The sequence below is a fragment of the Duganella sp. genome, from assembly GCF_039595735.1.
Taxonomy (GTDB): Bacteria; Pseudomonadota; Gammaproteobacteria; order Burkholderiales; family Burkholderiaceae_D; genus Rugamonas.
This window is the reverse complement of the sequence record NZ_JBCNLB010000008.1, coordinates 112536-131762: the sequence shown is the minus strand read 5'-3', so window position 1 is coordinate 131762 and position 19227 is coordinate 112536. Positions and strand designations below refer to the sequence as shown.

General features: G+C 64.2%; 15 protein-coding genes. 13 read left to right on the top strand and 2 right to left on the bottom strand.

All coding sequences use genetic code 11. The features are described from left to right. Positions 1 to 37 precede the first annotated feature (37 nt). From ABDW57_RS16015 to ABDW57_RS15955, 13 genes are all read left to right on the top strand, one after another. The gene (locus ABDW57_RS16015; RefSeq protein WP_343731172.1) at positions 38 to 796 is read left to right on the top strand and encodes an SDR family NAD(P)-dependent oxidoreductase; all 759 of its coding nucleotides are present in this window, start codon (positions 38 to 40) and stop codon (positions 794 to 796) included. A 26-nt stretch (positions 797 to 822) separates the two neighbouring features. Continuing rightward, positions 823 to 1167: an SMR family transporter gene (locus ABDW57_RS16010; protein WP_343731171.1), complete on the top strand. Its 345-nt coding sequence runs from the start codon at positions 823 to 825 to the stop codon at positions 1165 to 1167. A 14-nt stretch (positions 1168 to 1181) separates the two neighbouring features. Continuing rightward, positions 1182 to 2960, top strand: a complete 1779-nt coding sequence (gene ggt, locus ABDW57_RS16005; protein ID WP_343731170.1) for a gamma-glutamyltransferase — start codon at positions 1182 to 1184, stop codon at positions 2958 to 2960. 37 nt (positions 2961 to 2997) lie between these two features. Beyond that, entirely contained in the window at positions 2998 to 4173 is a 1176-nt protein-coding gene (locus ABDW57_RS16000; protein WP_343731169.1) for a patatin-like phospholipase family protein, read from the top strand. Between the two features lie 60 nt (positions 4174 to 4233). Continuing rightward, positions 4234 to 9114 carry a two-component regulator propeller domain-containing protein gene (locus ABDW57_RS15995; protein ID WP_343731243.1) on the top strand — a complete coding sequence of 1627 codons (4881 nt, stop codon included), beginning with the start codon at positions 4234 to 4236 and terminating at the stop codon, positions 9112 to 9114. 78 nt (positions 9115 to 9192) lie between these two features. Continuing rightward, the gene (locus ABDW57_RS15990; protein ID WP_343731168.1) at positions 9193 to 9906 is read left to right on the top strand and encodes a response regulator; all 714 of its coding nucleotides are present in this window, start codon (positions 9193 to 9195) and stop codon (positions 9904 to 9906) included. Between the two features lie 83 nt (positions 9907 to 9989). After that, complete coding sequence (locus ABDW57_RS15985) at positions 9990 to 11603, top strand: AMP-binding protein (protein WP_343731167.1); 1614 nt, start codon at positions 9990 to 9992, stop codon at positions 11601 to 11603. 1 nt (position 11604) lies between these two features. Further along, positions 11605 to 13920 carry a bifunctional salicylyl-CoA 5-hydroxylase/oxidoreductase gene (locus ABDW57_RS15980; RefSeq protein ID WP_343731166.1) on the top strand — a complete coding sequence of 772 codons (2316 nt, stop codon included), beginning with the start codon at positions 11605 to 11607 and terminating at the stop codon, positions 13918 to 13920. Then, positions 13907 to 14386, top strand: coding sequence for a MarR family transcriptional regulator (locus ABDW57_RS15975; protein ID WP_343731165.1), 480 nt, complete (start codon positions 13907 to 13909; stop codon positions 14384 to 14386). The genes ABDW57_RS15980 and ABDW57_RS15975 overlap by 14 nt, the downstream gene beginning before the upstream one ends. 9 nt (positions 14387 to 14395) lie before the next feature. Further along, positions 14396 to 15196, top strand: a complete 801-nt coding sequence (locus ABDW57_RS15970; RefSeq protein ID WP_343731164.1) for an enoyl-CoA hydratase family protein — start codon at positions 14396 to 14398, stop codon at positions 15194 to 15196. Next, positions 15196 to 16356 (top strand): acyl-CoA dehydrogenase family protein, encoded by a 1161-nt coding sequence (locus tag ABDW57_RS15965; RefSeq protein ID WP_343731163.1) that lies wholly within the window; start codon positions 15196 to 15198, stop codon positions 16354 to 16356. The genes ABDW57_RS15970 and ABDW57_RS15965 overlap by 1 nt, the downstream gene beginning before the upstream one ends. Beyond that, positions 16356 to 16745 (top strand): RidA family protein, encoded by a 390-nt coding sequence (locus ABDW57_RS15960; RefSeq protein ID WP_343731242.1) that lies wholly within the window; start codon positions 16356 to 16358, stop codon positions 16743 to 16745. The genes ABDW57_RS15965 and ABDW57_RS15960 overlap by 1 nt, the downstream gene beginning before the upstream one ends. Before the next feature lie 171 nt (positions 16746 to 16916). Continuing rightward, a complete protein-coding gene (locus tag ABDW57_RS15955) occupies positions 16917 to 18320 on the top strand; it encodes an oligosaccharide flippase family protein (RefSeq protein ID WP_343731162.1) in 1404 nt (467 codons plus the stop codon). 36 nt (positions 18321 to 18356) lie between these two features. Here ABDW57_RS15955 and ABDW57_RS15950 read toward each other — a convergent pair whose 3' ends face one another. Continuing rightward, positions 18357 to 18557 (bottom strand): hypothetical protein, encoded by a 201-nt coding sequence (locus ABDW57_RS15950; RefSeq protein ID WP_343731161.1) that lies wholly within the window; start codon positions 18555 to 18557, stop codon positions 18357 to 18359. Between the two features lie 116 nt (positions 18558 to 18673). Then, complete coding sequence (locus ABDW57_RS15945; protein ID WP_343731160.1) at positions 18674 to 19216, bottom strand: hypothetical protein; 543 nt, start codon at positions 19214 to 19216, stop codon at positions 18674 to 18676. Between the last annotated feature and the right edge of the window lie 11 nt (positions 19217 to 19227).

Here is a 19227-nt window from a genome sequence, read left to right as displayed (position 1 = left end):
TTACGTAAACGTCAAATAGCAAAAACAGGAGACAGGCATGCAAATCAAGGATCAGGTATTCATCATCACCGGCGGCGCTTCGGGACTGGGCGCCGGCGCGGCGCGCATGATCGTGGAGCAGGGCGGCAAGGTGGTGCTGGCGGACGTGCAGGCCGAAGCCGGCCAGGCGCTGGCGGCCGAGCTGAACGGCACCTTCGTCAAGTGCGACGTTACCTCGGAAGCCGATGGCCAGGCCGTGGTGGCGGCCGCGCTGGCGCAAGGCACGCTGCGCGGCGTGATCAACTGCGCCGGTGTGGCGCCAGCCGCCAAGACGGTCGGCAAGGATGGCCCGCATCCGCTGGAGCTGTTCCAGCGCGTGGTCAGCATCAACCTGATCGGCACCTTCAACATGGCGCGCCTGGCGGCGGATGCCATGAGCAAGAACGCGCCGCTGGACACCGGCGAGCGCGGCCTCATCATCAACACCGCCTCGGTGGCGGCCTTTGACGGCCAGATCGGCCAGGCCGCCTATGCCGCCTCCAAGGCCGCCGTGGCCGGCCTGACGCTGCCAATGGCACGCGACCTGTCGCGCAACGGCATCCGCGTGATGACCATCGCCCCCGGCATCTTTGAAACGCCGATGTTGATGGGCATGCCGCAGGAAGTACAGGATGCGCTGGGCGCCATGGTGCCGTTCCCGCCGCGCCTGGGCAAGCCGGGTGAATATGCGCAGCTGGCCAAAGCCATCATCGAGAACCCGATGCTGAATGGCGAAACCATTCGCCTGGACGGTGCGATTCGCATGCAACCCAAGTAAGCCGGGGAGGGCTGTATAATCCGCGTATGAATACTACATCTATCGCGGGTTACCTCTGGTTGGTGCTGGCTTCCGTTGCGAGTGCCTCCGCCACTTTCCTCATCAAGATGTCCAGCCAGGCCGGCACCGGCATCAATCTGGTGCGTCTGGCCTGGCTGGGCGGCGCCGGCACGGCTTACGCGCTGGGCTTCGTCTGCTATGCCATCGCGCTGGCGCGGCTTGAAATCAGTCTCGCCTATCCGTTCATGACGGCGGTGACCATCGTGATGGTGACGCTGCTTGGCACCATGCTGCTGCATGAAGCGCTGACGCCGACCAAGATCATCGGACTGATTCTGATTGGCGCCGGCGCCTTCGTGGTCGCGCGCTGATCACCGGAGTCTCCATGCATCGGATGACCGTACTGGCGCTCAGCGTCGCACTCATGGGCGCCTTGCAGGCGCCAGTCTACGCGCAGCGCGCGACGCCGGACGCCGCGCCCGAAATCGCCACCGGCTATGCCGAGAAAGCCGGCAAGTCGTCGCAGAAGTTCATGGTGGCCGCCGCCAATCCGCTCGCCACGCAAGCGGGTTATCAGATGCTGAAGCAGGGCGGCAGCGCCATCGACGCGGCCATCGCGGTGCAGATGGTGCTGACGCTGGTGGAGCCGCAATCGTCCGGCATCGGCGGCGGTTCCTTCCTGATGTACTCGGACGGCAAGCGCGTGCAAGCGTATGACGGCCGTGAAACCGCGCCCGCCGCGGCGGACGAACATCTGTTCCAGGACAAGGACGGCAAGCCGGTCTCGCGCGAAGTGGGCGTGGTGGGCGGCCGCTCCACCGGCGCGCCGGGCGTGCTGCGCATGCTGGAGCTGGCGCACAAGCAGCACGGCAAACTGCCGTGGAAAACCCTGTTCCAGCCGGCCATTCAGCTGGCGGAAAACGGCTTTGCGGTCAGCCCGCGTTTGAACGCGCTGATCTCCTACGATAAATTCCTGGCGCGTGATCCGGTGGCGCGCGCCTACTTCTTTGATGCGCAAGGCAAGCCGCGTGCCGTCGGCTACCTGCTGAAGAATCCCGAGCTGGCGCGCACCCTGCGCGAAATAGCGGACGGCGGCGCCGATGCTTTCTACAAGGGCCGCATCGCCAGCGACATCGCCGCCAAGGTGGCCTCGCATCCGACCAATCCCGGCAAGCTGACCGCCGCCGACATCGCCGGCTACCAGGCCAAGGAGCGCGATCCGGTCTGCAGCGACTATAAAAAATGGACCGTGTGCGGCGCGCCGCCGCCATCGTCCGGCGGCATCGCCATCGCCCAGATGTTGGGCATTTTGGAAAACAAGGACATCAGCCCGTACAAGCCGGTGAATGGCCAGCTGACCGCCGAAGGCATCCACCTGTTTACGGAAGCCGGCCGCCTGGCCTACGCGGACCGCAACCGCTATGTGGCCGATACCGACTTCGTGCCGCTGCCCGGCAAAGGCGTGAGCGCCATGCTGGACAAGGCTTACCTGAAGCAGCGCGCCTCGCTGATCGGCGAGCAATCCATGGGCCGCGCCAAATACGGCACGCCCGCCACCATGCAGGTGGCATGGGGCGCCGATACCGCCATCGACAAGCCATCCACCTCGCATCTGGTGGCGGTGGACGCGTTTGGCGGCGGCCTGTCGATGACCACCTCGGTGGAAGACGCCTTTGGCGCGCGCCAGATGGTGGATGGCTTCATGCTGAATAACCAGCTGACCGACTTCTCCTTCGATTCGCAGGATGAAAACGGCCCGATCGCCAACCGCGTCCAGCCGGGCAAGCGTCCGCGCAGCGCCATGTCGCCAACGCTGGTGTTCGACAAAGGCACCCACAAGCTGGTGCTGGCCACCGGTTCGCCGGGCGGTTCGGCCATCATCAACTACGTGGCCAAGGTGCTGGTCGGGACGCTGGATTGGGGGCTGGATGTGCAGCAGGCCATCAGCCTGCCCAATCTCGGCAGCCGCAATGGCCCGACCGAGCTGGAAGCGGGACGCGTCAGCCGCGCGGTGGTGGAGCAGCTCAAGGCGCGCGGCCACGATATCCGCGAATACGACCAGAATTCCGGCCTGCAGGGCATCCAGCGCCGCACCGTCAACGGCAAGGAAGAGTGGTTCGGCGGCGCCGATCCGCGCCGGGAAGGTGTGGTTTTAGGGGATTAACCTCCCCAAACGGCATAGACCCTGCTAATCTTGCAACATGGGACGAGATAAGAAAACAGGCCTGATCCTGACCGGGGGCGGCGCCCGTGCCGCCTATCAGGTCGGCGTGCTGCAGGCAATATCGGAGATTTTGTGGGAGGAGGGCTGGCCGCCGGCCCGCAATCCGTTCGACATCATTTGCGGTACCTCGGCCGGGGCAATCAACGCCACGGCGCTGGCCTGCCGCGCCGATAACTTTGGCGAGGGCGTGCAAAAGCTGCTCGACGTCTGGCAGCACATCCAGGTGGAAGAAGTCTACCGCGCCGATTCGCTGGGCGTGATCCGTTCCGGCGCGCGCTGGCTGTCGCTGCTGTCCTTCGGCTGGCTGCTGCGCAAATGGCGCGCGGCGCCGCCGGCCTCCCTGCTGGATAACACGCCGCTGGTCGGCCTGCTGCACCGCATGCTGGATTTGCCGCGCCTGGACACGGTGCTGTCCGAAGGCCTGCTGCACGCGCTGGCCGTCACCGCCTCGTCCTACACCGGCGGCAATCACCTGACGTTTTACCAGACCGCCGCCGACATCGCGCCGTGGATACGCATGCAGCGCGTGGCGCTGCAGGACCAGATCGGCGTCGAGCACCTGCTGGCGTCGTCCGCGATTCCCTTCATCTTCCCGGCCACGCCGCTGTACATGGGCGGCCACCGCGAATACTGCGGCGACGGTTCGATGCGCCAGCTGGCGCCGATCTCGCCGGCCATCCATCTGGGCGCCAGCAAGGTGCTGGTGGTGGGCGCCGGCCGCCTGACCGAGCCGCCGCGCAGCGCCGCCGAAAAGAATGCGGCGCGCTATCCCAGCCTGGCGCAGATCGCCGGCCATGCCATGTCGTCGATCTTCCTCGACAGCCTGGCGGTCGATATCGAGCGGCTGGAGCGGGTCAACAAGACCTTGTCACTGCTGCCGCCCGAGTACCTTGAGAAGACGCCGCTCAAGCCGATCAAGCTGCTGGTGATCGCGCCGTCCGAACGGCTGGACGATATCGCCAGCCGCCACATCGCCAGCCTGCCGGCGCCGATCCGCACCATGTTGTCCGGCATTGGCGCCACCGAGGCGCGCGGCGCGGCGCTGGCTTCCTATCTGCTGTTTGAATCCACCTACACTTGCGAGTTGATTCGTCTCGGCCAGCGCGACACCCATGCGCGCAAGAGCGATGTGCTGGCCTTCTTTGAATCCTGATGCATGTTGTGCCTTAAACGCCTTTGCCGCCGAGTGTTATTGCCTCTGCTGCCGCTGCTGATGTTGTGGCAGGGCGCGGCATCGGCCGCCGCGCCGCCGCGCACCTTGCGTTTCGAGCAGCTCAGCGTGGAGCACGGGCTGGCGCAGGAAACCGTGCTGTCCATCGTGCAGGACAAGCAAGGCTTCATCTGGCTCGGCACACAGGCCGGCCTGACCCGCTTTGACGGCTACCGCACCATCACCTACAAAAGCGCCGTGTCCGACCCGCGCAGCCTGGCCGACAACTGGGTGCGCGTGCTGCATTTGGACCGCTCCGGCCAGCTGTGGGTGGGCACGGACGGCGGCCTGGATCGCTATGACTCGGCCACCAAGACCTTCACCCATTACCTGCCGCGCGAATCGTCGCAGCGCGGCAATGGCAACCGCCATGTGCGCGCGATTGCGGACGATGGCCTGGGCGGCCTGTGGGTCGCCACCGCAGACGGCCTGCATCACTTCGACCCGGTCAGCAAGCGCTTCACCAGCTGGCACCATGACCCGGCCGATGCCGGCAGCCTGGCCAACGACCATGTGAATGCGCTGGCGCGCGACGCCACCGGCCGTTTGTGGGTGGGCACGGCGTCCGGGCTGGACATGCTGCCGCCGGGCGGCACGCGCTTCCAGCACTACGCCATCGACGCCAGCGGCGACAGCAAGTTCAATTCCGTGATCGCGCTGCAGGTCGATAGCGCGCAGACGCTGTGGGTTGGCACCCAGGCCGGGCTGGAACAATGGCGCCTGCTGGGCGCGGAGCCGCAGCGCCGCCGCCTCGGCCTGCGCGAGGGGCTGAGGCCCGGCGTCAGCATCACCACCTTGTACGAGGACGCCGAAACCAATCTTTGGGTCGGCTCGCTGGCCGATGGCTTGTTCCGCTGGATGCCGTCGGAAGAAAGGCTGGTCCAGTACCGGCACCAGGTCAGCGATACCCACAGCGTGGCCGACAACCAGATCTCCTCCATGTACCGCGACCGCCTGGGCACTTTCTGGGTCGGCACCTGGAACGATGGCGTCAGCCGGGTCGACATGGGCAGCGGCGGCTTTGCGCGCATCGTGCGCCAGGCCGACCAGCCCAACTCCCTGTCGGACAACAAGATCCGCAGCATCATCTCGGACGGCCGCGGCAAGCTGTGGCTGGGCAGCAGCGGCGGCCTGAATCTGTATGATCCGGTGAGCGGCGACAGCAAGGTGTGGCGCCACAATCCGCAAAACGCCAACAGCATCAGCGACGACCAGGTCACCGCGCTGTGGCGCGAGAAGAATGGCAATCTGTGGCTGGGCGGGCCGGCCGGCGTCAATCACCTGAATCTGGCCACCGGTGCGATCCGCTCGCTGTCGTTTGTGCGCGGCGACCCGGCCAGCGACACCATCCGCAATATCGTCGGGGACCGCAGCGGCATGTTGTGGATCGCCTCGCGCGGCGGCTTGCACCGGCTCGATCCGGTCACGCTGGAATCGCAAACCTACCGCCACGACCCGGCCGATCCGGCCAGCCTGTCGGACAATGTGGTGCGGCCGATCCTGGAGGACCGGCGCGGCCAGCTGTGGATCGGCACCTTCAACGGCCTTGATCTGCTGGACCGCAAGAGCGGCAAGTTCCGCCACTTCCGGCGCGATCCGAATGATCCGAACAGCCTTAGTCACGACGAGGTGCATTATCTGTACGAAGACCCGCGCGGCGCCATCTGGGTCGGCACGGCGGCGGGCCTGAACAAGATGGAAGTGGCGGCCGATGGCAGCATCAGGTTCCGCCGCTACCTGCGCAAGGACGGCATCGCGGATGACGCCATCGCCTCCATCCTGCCGGACGATGCCGGCAATCTCTGGATGAGCACCAACAGCGGCCTGTCGCGCCTGAATATCGAAACGGGGCTGGTGCGCAACTACAGCGGCGCCGACGGCACCATCGAGGGCGCCTACTTTGACGGTGCCGCCTTGCGCACCGCCGATGGCACCTTGTACTTCGGCGGCTTTAATGGCATCACCGCCTTCGCGCCGGCCGATGTGCGCGAGAACAGCGTGGCGCCGACGGTGGCCATCACTGACTTCCAGATTTTTAACAAGTCGCTCAAGCCGGGGCAGGGCGATCATGGCGACGTGCTGAAGACCGCGATCGAACACACCAGCGCCCTGACGCTGCTGGAAGCTGACTCGGTGTTCTCGCTGGAGTTCGCGGCGCTGCACTACGCCGCGCCGCAGCGCAACCGCTTCGCCTATCAGCTGCAGGGCTTTGACGAAGACTGGGTGGTGACCGATTCCACCAAGCGCTTTGCCACCTACACCAACCTCGATCCCGGCAAGTATGTGTTCCGCGTGAAGGCCGCCAACAAGGATGGCATCTGGAACGACAACGCGGCCACGCTGGAGATCACCATCCAGCCGCCGTTCTGGAAGACCTGGTGGTTCCGCAGCGTGCTGGCGGTGCTGGCGGCGGGCGCCGCGTACGCCGCCTACCATGCGCGCGTGCGCGCGCTGCGCCATCAGCAATGGCGGCTGGAGCATCTGGTCGGCTCGCGCACGGCGGAAGTCGAATACAAGAACCAGCAGTTGCAGCAGCAAAAGCATGAACTGGAGCGCCGCCGGCTGGAAGCGGAAGCCCAGCGCGCCGAGGCCGAACAGCGCCGCATCGATACCGAGCGCCAGAAAGAAGAAGTGGAGCAGGCCCACCGCAACATCTCCGTGCTGAGCGAACTGGGGCGCGAGATGAGCGCCTCGCTGGACATGGAAACCACCATGCAGACGCTGTACCGCCACGTGAATGACCTGATGAACGCGCAGATCTTCGGCATCGGTTTCGTGCGCGAAGCCGATGGCGTGATCGACTTTCCGTTTGCGATTGAAGGCGGCGTGCGCACCTTGCCCTATCAGCGCCAACTGAGCCAGCCGAATCAGCTGGCGGTGTGGTGCCTGAGCCACCGCAAGCCGATCTTCATCAACGACTTCCGCAAGGAGTTCCGCGATTACATGGACGAATCCGGGCTGGATTCGCTGGTGCCGTGCGTGCGCGAGGACGGCAAGCCGGTGGCGCCTGCCCATTCGATGATGTACGCGCCCTTGATCGTGGGCGACCGCGTGGTTGGCCTGATCTGCGTGCAAAGCACCGAGCGCAACGCCTATCAGCGGGTGCATATGGACATGCTGCAAACGCTGGCGTCGCACGCGGCGGCCGGCCTGGAAAACGCGCGCGCCTACCAGCAGCTGGAGGATACGCTGCAAACACTGCGCCAGACCCAGGATCAGCTGCTGGCCCAGGAACGCCAGGTGCGCCTGCATACCGAGGAGCTGGCGCTGGCCAACCGCGCCTTGCAGGACAACGAGGAACGCCTGCGCTACGCCAAACAGAAGGCGGAAGACGCCACCCGCCAGAAGTCGGAATTCCTGGCCAATATGAGCCACGAGATGCGCACGCCGCTGGCCGGCGTGATCGGCATGCTGGGCTTCGCGCTGCGCGATCCGAGCCTGGCGGCCGGCACGCGCGAACAGATCCTGCGCGGCCAGGCCAATGCGCAGTCGCTGCTGTCCATCATCAACGACCTGCTGGACTTTTCCAAGATCGAGGCGGGCAAGCTGACCATCGAGAACATCGACTTCTCGCTGTCGGCGGCGGTGGAGAACGTGGTCAGCCTGTTTGAGGAGCAGGCGGCCGCGCACAGCGTCGGCTTCAGCCTGGAATTTGACGAGAGCCTGCCGCAGTTTGTGGTCGGCGATCCGACCCGCCTGCGGCAGGTGCTGGTCAACCTGGTCGGCAATGCCTTCAAGTTCACGCAGCAAGGTTCGGTCAGGATGCGCGTGGAGCGCGTGCCGGACCACAGCCAGCAGAATCTGATCCGCTTCAGCGTGGCCGACACCGGCATCGGCATCGAGGCCGACGCCATTCCGCGCCTGTTCCAGCAGTTCGAGCAGGCCGACGCTTCCACCACGCGCCGTTATGGCGGCACCGGGCTGGGACTGGCGATCTGCCGTCAGCTGGTGGAGCTGATGGGCGGCAGCATCAACGCCATCAGCACGCCGGGCGAGGGCAGTGTGTTCATGTTTGAATTGCCGCTGCCGAACGGCGTGCCGCCGCCGGTGGTGCCGCATGTGCCGCGCGAGCCGCACAGCCATCAGCTCAAGGTGCTGTGCGCGGAAGACTTCCCGACCAACCAGATCATCATCCGCATGATGCTGGAAGACCTCGGCCATAAGGTAGATATTGCGGCCAATGGCGCACTGGCCGTGAAAGCCTGCTCGCTGACGCGTTATGATCTGATCCTGATGGATGGGCGCATGCCAGAGATGGACGGCGCCAGCGCCACGCGGCTGATCCGCTCCGGCGGCCCGGATGGCGCGCCGGTACGCGACCAGGAGTTGATGATCATCGCGCTGACCGCCAACGCCAGCGAGGAAGACCGCAGCCGCTATCTGGCTTCCGGCATGGACGATTTCCTGACCAAGCCGATCGACGAAGACAAGCTGCACTTCCAGCTCAGCCGCGCCATCGAGCGCCAGCTGCAGCGCGGCTTCCAGCTGCCGCGCATGCAGCCGCGCCGTAATCCGGCCATGGGCACGCCGGAACTGGACGCCATGTTTGGCGTGGCGCCGGCCTCGCTGGAGACCTCGCGCCTGGCGCAGCACAGCGGCGGCGCTAGCGATCTGAAAGCCCGTTTGCGCAGCGCCTTCAATCAGGATGCGCCACTGCGGCTGGCGGATCTGGAACTGGCGCTGGCCCACCGTGACTGCGAAGTTGCCAGTCGCCTGCTGCATGGGATGAAGGGCAGCGCCGGTTATCTGGAAGAGCAGGAATTGCAGGCGCTGTGCGGCGACCTGGAGATGGAAGCGGACCATGGCAACTGGGCGCAGGTGGAATCGGCCATGCCGCAGCTGCGCCGCTTGCTGGAGCAGGCGCGGGCGGCTAGCACGCAGTAAGGCGCAACGTTTGCTGTCCGGGACGTTGCAAGAAATACTGATTGATGTAAGATCAGACAAAACGACACAGGAAACCACATGAAAGTTCTGGTAGTGGACGATGATGTCGTCTCGCGCATGGTGCTGATGCACCTGATCGATAGCTGTGGCAGTTTTGACATCGTTGAGGCGGAAGATGGCGCCGATGCATGGCAACAGCTGGAAGACGGTCTACGTCCTGCCATTTGTTTTTGCGACTTGCGCATGCCGCGCCTGTCGGGCATGGAGTTGCTGCAGCGGGTGAAATCGCATGCTGAAATCAACAGCATGCCGTTCGTGCTGGTGACGTCGGCCAACGACAAGGATACCGTTCAGGAAGCCACCAAGGCCGGCGCCGCCGGCTATATCGTCAAGCCGTTCCAGGCGGAGCAGGTGCGCGTGCATCTGGTGAGTTTCCTCGACCAGGCCGCCAGCGGCTACGACCACCAGGCCGAATCGCCGGCCGATACCTTGCGTCGCCTGGGCATCAACGCCGAGCGTCTGCTGGTCTACCTGAGCGGCTTCCAGAATCAGCTGACCGCCGCTGCCGGCGACCTGCAGACCTTGCTGGCCAACGGCGAGCAAGCGGAGGCGCAGGCGCGCATCGACCGACTGCATGCGGGCTGCGTGACGCTGGGCCTGCACGGCGCCGCCGACGCCTTGAAGAACATCGCACCCGGTCAATTGTCCAACGATGCGGTGCAAGCCGTGTTGTCGGATGTGCTGCGCGCTGTTATCCACCAGGCTGGCCTGGTGCGACAGGAATCTGCATAAACGCTTGATGTTGAGATAGTTTAAGTTTAAAGTATCTGCGCAGTGCAGCGGATACCTCATTGACTTCCAACTTCAGGGCGACCATGAACTCATCTCTTGCAGCCAGCGCCTACACCGACCATTTCGCCCGCGCGCATTTGCCGCCGCCGGAATTGTGGCCGGAACTCTGCTTCGACCTGCCCGAACTGCAGTATCCGGCGCGCCTGAACTGCGCCGCCGTGCTGCTGGATGGCGCGGCGGCCGATCCTGCGCATCTGGCGCTGCGCGGAGCGCGCGGCGACTGGACCTATGGGCAATTGCGCGAGCAGGTCGACCGCATCGCCCACGTGCTGCGCGGGCCGATGAAGCTGGAACCCGGCAACCGTGTGCTGCTGCGCGGCGCCAATACGCCAATGATGGCGGCCTGCATCCTGGCCGTGATCAAGGCCGGGCTGATTGCCGTGCCGACCATGCCATTGCTGCGCGCGCGCGAACTGGGCGCGATCGCCGGCAAGGCGCAGGTCAACGCGGTGCTGTGCGCCGACAACCTGCGGGCGGAAATGGAAGCGGCCGCGCTGCCGGACGCCGCGCGCGCCAACACATTGTGGTTTGGCGCGGACGACACCGCGCTGGAGCAGCTGCTGCCGGCGCAGCCGGCGTATTTCGATGCGGTCGATACGGCTGCGGAGGATGTGTGTCTGATCAGCTTCACCTCCGGCACCACCGGTATCCCCAAAGGCACCATGCACTTCCATCGCGACGTGATGGTGATTTGCGATTGCTTCCCGCGTTCGGTGTTGCAATCGCAGCGCAGCGATGTCTTCATCGGCACGCCGCCGCTGGCCTTTACTTTCGGCCTGGGCGGCCTGTTGCTGTTCCCCTTGCGCGTGGGCGCGACCGCGGTGCTGCTGGAGAAGCTGACGCCGGAAGCTCTGCTAAAAGCCATACAGACCTACCGCGCCACGGTGTGCTTTACTGCGCCGACGCTGTACCGCCAGATGGCGGCGCTGGCGGGGCAGTTTGATTTATCGAGCCTGAAGAAAACTGTATCGGCCGGCGAGGCGCTGCCGCAGGCCACGCGCGAAAGCTGGCGCCAGGCCACCGGCATCGTGATGATAGACGGCATCGGCGCGACGGAGATGCTGCACATCTTCATCTCCGCCGCTGGCGACCAGGTGCGGCCCGGCGCCACCGGCAAGCCGATACCGGGCTATCAGGCCTGCATACTCGATCGGGACGGGCGGCCGGTGGGGCCGGGCGTGGTCGGCCGGCTGGCGGTGAAGGGGCCGACCGGGTGCCGCTATCTGGATGATGAACGTCAGCGCGACTATGTGCTCAACGGCTGGAACCTGACTGGCGATGCGTACGAGATGGATGCGGATGGCTATTTCTTCTACCGCTCGCGCACCGACGACATGATTATCTCGGCCGGCTACAACATCGCCGGACCGGAGGTGGAGGACGTGCTGCTGCGCCATCCAGCGGTGGCGGAGTGCGGCGTGATCGGCAAGGCCGACGAGGAGCGCGGGCAGATCGTGGAAGCGCATGTGGTGCTGCGCGCCGGCTTTGCACCTTCGCCGGAGCTGGCGGCGCAGTTGCAGGAGTTCGTGAAGCAGCAGATCGCGCCGTACAAGTATCCGCGTTCGGTGAAATTCCTGGAGGCCTTGCCGCGCACCGAAACCGGCAAGCTGCAACGCTTCAAACTGCGTACTGAATGATATGAAGATAACCTGCATAGGCGGCGGCCCCGCCGGCCTGTACTTCGCGCTGCTGATGAAGAAGCAGAATCCGGCCCACGAGATCACGGTGGTGGAGCGCAATCGTCCCTACGATACCTTCGGCTGGGGCGTGGTGTTCTCCGACCAGACGCTGGGCAATCTGGCCGAGGCGGACGCACCGACCGCGCAGGCCATCGAAGCATCTTTCAATCACTGGGACGATATCGACGTCTTCTTCAAGGGCGAGAAAGTGACATCGGGCGGCCATGGCTTCTGCGGCATCGGCCGCAAGCACCTGCTCAACATTTTGCAACACCGCTGTGAGGAGCTGGGCGTCAGGCTGGTGTTTGAAACCGAGGTGACCGACGAGCAGCAGTACGACGCGGATCTGATCATCGCCTCCGATGGCCTGAACAGCCGCATACGCGCGCGCTACGCGGACAGCTACCAGCCGCAGATCGAAGCGCGCCGCTGCCGCTTCGTATGGCTGGGCACGCGCAAGAAGTTCGACGCGTTCACCTTCGCCTTCAAACAGACGGAGTACGGCTGGTTCCAGGCCCACATCTATCAGTACGACGCCGACACCTCGACCTTCATCGTCGAGACGCCGGAGACGGTGTGGCGCGCGGCCGGCCTGGACGCCATGTCTCAGGAGGAGTCGATTGCGTTCTGCGAGCAGCTGTTTGCCGAGCAGCTGGATGGCCACGAGCTGATGTCCAATGCTGCCCACCTGCGTGGTTCGGCCATGTGGATCACCTTCCCGCGCATCGTGTGCGGACAATGGGTGCACTGGAACGGCGCTGTGCCGGTGGTGCTGATGGGCGATGCGGCGCACAGCGCCCATTACTCGATTGGCTCTGGCACCAAGCTGGCGCTGGAAGACGCGATCGAGCTGGCGCGCTGCTTCGACGCCCATGCCGACAAAGCCAGTGCGCTGGCTGCCTATCAGGAACTGCGTGCGGTCGAGGTGCTCAAGCTGCAAAGTGCGGCGCGCAATTCGATGGAGTGGTTTGAGAATGTTGAACGTTACACGGCCATGGAAGCGCCGCAGTTCGCCTACTCCATGCTGACGCGCAGCCAGCGTCTGTCGCACGAAAACCTGCGCCTGCGCGACGCGGCCTACGTGGCGGACTACGAACGCTGGTTTGCGCAACGCGCCGCCGCGCAGGCAGGTCTGCCGCCCGCCGCCGCACGCGCTGCCGCCGCACCGCCGCCGATGTTCACGCCCGTCAAAGTCCGCGGCCTCACGCTGAAGAACCGCATTGCCGTCTCGCCAATGGCGCAATACAGCGCCGTCAACGGCGTGGCCGGCGATTACCATCTGGCCCACCTTGGCGCCCGTGCGCTGGGCGGTGCGGCGCTGGTGTTTGCCGAAATGACCTGCGTCTCAGCCGACGCCCGCATCACGCCGTACTGCCCCGGCATGTACGCGCCCGAGCACACCCAAGCCTGGAAGCGCATTGTCGATTTTGTCCACCAGCACACCGATGCCGCCATCGCGCTGCAATTGGGCCACGCCGGCGCCAAGGGTTCGACCCGCGCCATGTGGGATGGCATCGACCAGCCGCTGGACAGGGACAACTGGCCGCTGATCTCCGCCTCGCCGCAGCAGTACCTGCAAGGCATATCGCAAACCGCGCGTGAAATGACGGCAGCGGACATGGACCGCATCCAGGCCGACTTCGTGCGCGCCACGCTGGCTGCGGATGCCGCAGGCTTCGACTGGCTGGAGCTGCACTGCGCCCACGGCTACCTGCTGTCGTCCTTCATCTCGCCGCTGACCAACCAGCGCAGCGACGACTACGGCGGCAGCCTGGAAAACCGCTGCCGCTATCCGCTGCGCATCTTCCAGGCCATGCGGGCGGCCTGGCCCTCGCATAAGCCGATGAGCGTGCGCATCTCGGCCCACGACTGGGTGGAGGGCGGCATCACGCCGGACGACGCGGTGCAGATCGCGCGCCTGTTCAAGGCCGCCGGCGCCGATATGATCGATTGCTCGTCCGGTCAGGTCAGCAAGCTTGAGAAACCGGTGTATGGCCGCATGTTCCAGACGCCTTTCGCGGACCGCATCCGCAACGAGGCCGGCATCGGCGCCATCGCGGTCGGCTCGATTTATGAGGCCGACCACGCAAACAGCATCATCGCCGCCGGCCGTGCCGACCTGTGCGCGGTGGGGCGTCCGCATCTGGCCAACCCGGCGTGGACACTGGCCGAAGCGGCGCGCATCGGCTACACGGCGGTGGCGTGGCCCAAACAATACCTGCCCGGCAAACAGCAAATGGAAAGAAATCTCGCCAGAGGAAATGATGGAAGATGATGAAGAACAGCTGGATCTCGCCAGCCGCCTGACACAAGACCACCACCAGTCACTGAAGCTGTGGCTGCGCATGTTGTCCTGCACCGTCAAGATCGAAAACGAAATCCGCAGCCGGCTGCGCGCCACCTTCGGCATCACGCTGCCGCGCTTTGACCTGATGGCGCAACTGGAACGGCATCCGCAAGGGCTGCGCATGGGGGAGCTGTCCAAGCGTATGATGGTGACCGGTGGGAACATCACCGGCATCACCGATCAACTGGAGCAGGAAAAGCTGGTGGTGCGCGTGCCGGACCCGAAAGACGGCCGCGCCTACAGCGTCAAGCTGACGGCCGCCGGCCGCAAGGCCTTTGCCACCATGGCGGCCGAACACGAAGGCTGGATCGAGGAACTGCTGCAGGACGTCTCCAGCGCCGACAAGGCGCAGATGATCGATATGCTGTCCTCCATCAAGCAGAAACTGAAATAAGGAATCACCATGCAGTACACACCCCAGCATTTTCTGTTTGAGGTCAGCGGCGGCGTCGCCACGCTGACCCTCAACCGCCCGGAGCGCAAGAATCCGCTCACCTTTGAATCGTACGCCGAGCTGCGCGATCTGTTCCGCGCGCTGGCCTACGACAACGACATCAAGGCTGTGGTGCTGACCGGCGCCGGCGAGAACTTCTGCTCCGGCGGCGACGTCCATGACATCATCGGCCCGCTGACCAGGCTTGATATGCCCGGCCTGCTGGCCTTCACGCGCATGACCGGCGATCTGGTGAAAGCCATGCGGCACTGCCCGCAGCCGATCATCGCGGCAGTGGATGGCGTATGTGCCGGCGCCGGCGCCATTTTGGCGCTGGCGTCCGATATCCGCATCGGCACGGAGCGCAGCAAGACGGCCTTCCTGTTCACCCGCGTGGGACTGGCCGGCGCCGACATGGGGGCCTGCTCGCTGCTGCCGCGCGTGATCGGGCAGGGACGGGCGGCGGAGCTGCTGTACACCGGCCGCTCGATGTCCGGCGTCGAGGCTGAGCGTTGGGGCTTCTTCAACAGCGTGCAGGAACCGGCCGCGTTGCTGGATGCCGCGCGCGATTACGCGCAGGCGCTGGCCAGCGGCCCGACCTTCGCGCATGGCATGACCAAGAAGATGCTGCAGCAGGAATGGAATATGGGTGTGGACGAAGCGATCGAGGCGGAAGCGCAGGCGCAGGCCATCTGCATGGCGACCCAGGACTTTCATCGTGCCTATCACGCTTTCGTGGCCAAGCAAAAACCGCAGTTCGAGGGCAACTGATGAGCGATAAACATTATCTGGCCTGGCCGTTCTTCGAGCCGCGCCACGCAGCGCTGGAGCAGACGCTGGACGCCTGGGCCGCACAGCACGCGGCGCATGCGCATCACGATGACGTCGATGCAGCTTGCCGACAACTGGTGCGTCAACTGGGAGAGGGCGGCTGGCTGCGCCACGCCATCGGCGGCACCGCGCATGGCGGCGTCTCCGAAAGCATCGACACCCGCGCCATTTGCCTGATCCGTGAAACCCTGGCGCGCCACAATGGCCTGGCCGACTTTGCGTTTGCCATGCAGGGCCTCGGCTCGGGCGCCATCAGTCTGTTTGGCAGCGAGGCCAATCGCGCTGAATACCTGCCGCGCGTGGCGCGCGGCGAGGCGATAGCGGCGTTTGCACTGTCCGAACCGCAGGCCGGCTCCGACGTCGCCGCCATGCAGTGCGCCGCCGTGCAGGACGGCGACCACTATGTGCTGAACGGCGAGAAGACCTGGATCTCCAACGGCGGCATCGCCGACTTCTACGTGGTGTTTGCCCGCACCGGCGAGCAGCCGGGCGCGCGCGGCATCAGCGCCTTCATCGTCGATGCCGGCACGCCGGGCCTGGAGATCGCGGAGCGCATCAACGTCATCGCGCCGCACCCGCTGGCGCGACTCAGGTTCGACAACTTCCGCGTGCCGGCGACCAAACGGCTGGGTGAAGCAGGGCAGGGCTTCAAGGTGGCGATGGCCACGCTGGACGTGTTCCGCACCTCGGTGGCGGCAGCGGCGCTGGGCTTTGCGCGGCGCGCGCTGGACGAAGCCTTGCAGCGCGCCACCCAGCGCCAGATGTTCGGCCAGGTGCTGGCCGACTTCCAGCTGACGCAAGCCAAACTGGCCGAGATGGCGACCGGCATCGACACCTCGGCGCTGCTGACCTACCGCGCCGCCTGGCAGCGCGACCAGGGCGGCAAGGTCACCAAGGAAGCGGCGATGGCCAAGCTGCACGCCACCGAAACCGCGCAGCAGGTGATCGACGCCGCGCTGCAGATGTTCGGCGGCCTCGGTGTCGTCAGCGGCCAGGTGGTGGAAAGCCTGTACCGCGAAATCCGCGCGCTGCGCATTTACGAAGGCGCGACCGAGGTGCAGCAACTGATCATCGCGCGCGAGCTGCTGAAGGAGGCATGATGGAGATTCTGCAACCGCCAGGCTGGGCGCGTCCGCGCGGCTACGCCAACGGCATCGCCGCCAGCGGCCGCATGGTGTGTGTCAGCGGCATGATTGGCTGGGACGGGCAGGGTGTGTTCCACACCGACGATTTCGCCGGCCAGGTGCGCCAGGCGCTGCTCAACATCGTGGCCGTGCTGGCCGAGGCCGACGCCAGACCCGAACACATCGTGCGCATGACCTGGTACGTGGTGGATAAAAACGAATACGTTGGCGCTTACAAGGAAATCGGCCGCGCCTACCGCGAAATCATCGGCGCGCACTACCCGGCCATGACGGCGGTGCAGGTGGCGGCGCTGGTGGAAGAGCGCGCCAAAGTGGAAATTGAAGTGACCGCCATGGTCCCGTGATGCTGCTTTGCGGAAGATGCATTTAGGCAATTCGGTCCTTTGAAAATGCGTTGAAATCTAGGCGTTTACACAACTTTCAATTGACCCTATTGTGCAGAGCAGCGATACTCTGCGTTTGCCGCCTAGCCTGGCGAATTCAGCGGTATCGCCCCTTCTCTCATCCAATTTCCGATGTTACAAAACAAAATTATCAGTAGTTTGCTGTGGTCGCTGGTCAAGAATTGGGGCGGGCGCCTGACGTCGTTGCTGGTCTTCATGCTGCTGACCCGCCTGCTCGACGCCCGGGCCATCGGTGCCGTGGCCTTCGTCAGCGCCGCGATCGCCATCCTGGTGGCGCTGACCGAAATGGGCCTGGCCGAGTACCTGATTTATGTCGACGACAGCGACCGCTCGCGCAACCAGATCTTCTGGTTCCAGCTGTTCCTGGCGGCCGGCGTGGCGGTGCTTGCCTGCCTTGGCGGCCCGGCCCTGCTGCGCGCGATGGGTCAGGCCGATGCCGCGACGGTGGCACCCTACCTGGCGCTGATCCTGCCGCTGGCCGCCTTGTCCGCGGTGCAGGATGCCTTGCAGCGGCGCCAGCTGAACTTCAAGAGCATCGCCGTGCGTTCCCTGTGCGGCATGCTGGCGGGCGCCGTGGTCGGTGTCGGCCTGGCCCTGGCTGGCGCCGGCATGTGGAGCCTGGTGTTCAAGCAATTGACCGAAACCACCGTCATGACGGCTTTGCTATGGCGCTCCAGCGACTGGCGGCCGAAATGGGGCGCGGGCTGGGAAGGCTTCACCAAGATTTTCCACTATGGCCGCTACATGGTCGGCAGCCGCGTGTGCGACATGCTGTTTGCCAATATCGACGACCTGCTGGTGGGTTCGCTCATTGGGCAGGCCGAACTGGGCTTGTACTCGATTGGCAAGAAGCTGTATTTGATCAGCAGCGAGCTGCTGAACGGCATCGCCGCCCAGGTGGCCGGGCCGATCTTCTACCAGGCCAAGGGCGACAAGGCGCTGCTGTCCTCCATGTTCATTGGTGCGATCCGCTATTGCGCCTGGCTGGTGGTGCCGTTTTACTCGGCCCTCTATCTGTTTGCGCCGCAGGTTGTGCAACTGATGTTTGGTGCGCGCTGGGACGGCTCAGCGCCGATCCTGCAGTATTTCTGCATCGTCGGCGTGCTGTTCCCGCTGCACCAGTTTAACTGGTCGATGGTGATGCTCAAGGCTGATGCCACCAGCACCTTCTATTATGCGGTGCTGCGCAATCTGAGCGGGGCGGCGCTGATGGTGGTGACCATCCATCTGGGCATGTTCATCTTCATCATGTCGCAGGCGGCGCGCGCCATCATCAGCATGCTGCTGGGGTGGTATCTGATCCGTGGCGTGGTCGAGTTCTCGGTCCGCCAGGTCGCGCTGGCCCTGGTACCCGGCGTGGTCACAGCCGCGCTGGCGGTGCTGGCTTACCTGGGAATGAAAGGCCACGTCTCAGCGGACGTGCGCGGCACCCTGCTGCACATGGCGGTGGTGGGCGTAATGATCGGCCTGTCTTATCTGTGGATGGTGAGAAGCTTCAGAACCTTGCGTAAATAGCGCTTGGTGGTGGGGACTGCACGCCTCGACTGGAACCTACATTTTGTTTTTCGGCTTTTTGATAGTGCGGAAAATCAGAACTGGCGTGACGCCATAGCGGTCTTCAGGCCTGCCAAAAAACTGGCGGATATGAAGAAGCATAACCCTCATCGCGCCCTCAAGCTGTGAGTTCAGCCCCTCCGCTCTGACCAAATTTTCAATCATGTCATTTGGCTTGGCATCGACGATTCCTAGCATATGCCAGTCTCCAGGAAGATCACAGCCATGCTTGAATGCTAAGTCGTCCGGATTAACGAGCATGCATTCCGGCTTAAGAGTGAACCACGCAACAGTATCGCTGTCTTCCGCGCTGATTAAGCTTCCGTGCAAAGAATGGGGAAGGTTGCGATCAGCGGCATAATTGTGCTGTACTCTTTTTTCGCTGCTGCCCGAGCTTTCTGTTGCTGCGCATGGCCTACAACATTCTTTGCGCCTTCCTCGGCCACAATTTCGCCCAGATGAGGCCACATGGTCTTAAGCATGCGCACATCAAACATCGAAATGTTGCCTTTGGTGAGGAACAGCGTGCCGATTCCGGACTGAGTCAGGCCGTCGCCGATATAGCCAGCGCTATATAGTGCATCAAGCGTATCTTGAGGGCGTGAAAAGGTCGGGTCTATCTGCAGTTCGATAGACGTTTCGCTGCCGGTCTCGGACTGGCGAGACCCAGTGACTACAGCTTTTACACCAACATTGTCTATGGATTTGGTTGTGTCTTTTGAAAGGCGTTTGGATTGGGTAACAAGACCGTCTACCGAAAGCTGGCTGTAATAATGGGCTAGTCGAGCTGTATCAATGTAGAGGAAGTCAGAGAGGTATTCTTCGCTTGGTGATTCTTGTGCCTTTATTAATTGCATCTTTGACCTTT